The sequence below is a fragment of the Mycobacterium scrofulaceum genome, assembly GCF_002086735.1.
GTDB lineage: Bacteria > Actinomycetota > Actinomycetes > Mycobacteriales > Mycobacteriaceae > Mycobacterium > Mycobacterium scrofulaceum.
The window spans coordinates 1-1,089 of sequence record NZ_MVIJ01000146.1; the positions used below are offsets into that span (position 1 = coordinate 1).

The 1,089-nt window shown below is 63.5% G+C and carries 1 protein-coding gene; it reads right to left on the reverse strand.

What is annotated here, in order from left to right; all coding sequences use genetic code 11:
* Positions 1 to 982, reverse strand: a 982-nt coding sequence (locus BST44_RS29175; RefSeq protein WP_083180050.1) for an IS481 family transposase, incomplete at its 3' end; no start/stop codon positions are given.
* Positions 983 to 1,089 lie beyond the last annotated feature (107 nt).

A 1,089-nucleotide genomic window follows, 5' to 3' on the forward strand; every position in this document is an offset into this window, starting at 1 on the left:
TGTACTGACCTGAGAGGTTAGGTACGCGGGTGGCGGGTGGTTGGCCGCCGAGTGCGGTGTGGCCGCGGTGGTGATTGTAGGTGTGCAGCCAGATGGGGAATTCATCGCAGCGCTCGGCGTCGCTGGTGTAGAGACGGGCGTAGGCCCATTCATCGGCCAGGGTGCGGTGGAATCGCTCCACTTTTCCATTGGTTTGGGGTCGGTAGGGTCGTGTGCGCCGGTGTTCGATGCCGGCCAGGGCCTCACCGAAGATGCGGGATCGGTAACAGGATCCGTTGTCGGTCAATACTTTCCGAACGGTAATTCCGCATTCGGTGAACCATGTGTTCGCGCGGATCCAAAACGCTGCCGCGGTCTGTTGGCGTTCATCGGCCAACAACTCGCTGTAGGCCAGCCGTGAGTACGCATCGATAGCGGTGTGCAAGAAGTGATAGCCCCGCAGTGGATGACGGTATTTGTTCAGTGTTCCGGTCTTGTCGGCTTGGGCGTGGCGCTTGCCCGCCGCTCGGCCCAGCATTCGCCAGCCGCCGCCAGCGGGGATCTTGCCCAGTTTCTTGACATCGACGTGGACCAGATCCCCGCAGCGCGCTGACTCCATCCGGCGCACGACCCGCCCGGTCGGACGGTCCAGCCAGCGCAGTTTGGCCAGGCCGTAGCGGGTCAACACCCGGTGCACTGTGGAAGGATGAACACCGAGTAAGTACCCGATACGGGCGGGTCCCCAGCGCCGCAGGACACGGACTTTGATAATGCGCCGTTCGGTACGCGTCGGGGTGCGCCGCGGGCTGCGATGCGGTCGTGAACTGCGATCAACCATGCCCGCGGCGCCGTCGACGCGATAGCGGCTGGCCCAGCGCGACGCCGTCGTCGACGAAACTTGAAACCGTTCCGCGGCCCGTCGAAGTGTCCAACCCTCCTCAACGACACAGCGAGCCAGCCGCAGGCGACCGGTTTCTGACAATGGGGCATTACGGTGGGACATGAAGACCTCCGACGGTGAGCAGTGCGTTCCTCGACAGCTCGCACTTCACTCGGAGGTCTTCGTCATGTCACCACGCCACGCCGTCCCTAACGTCCGTGGTCAGTACA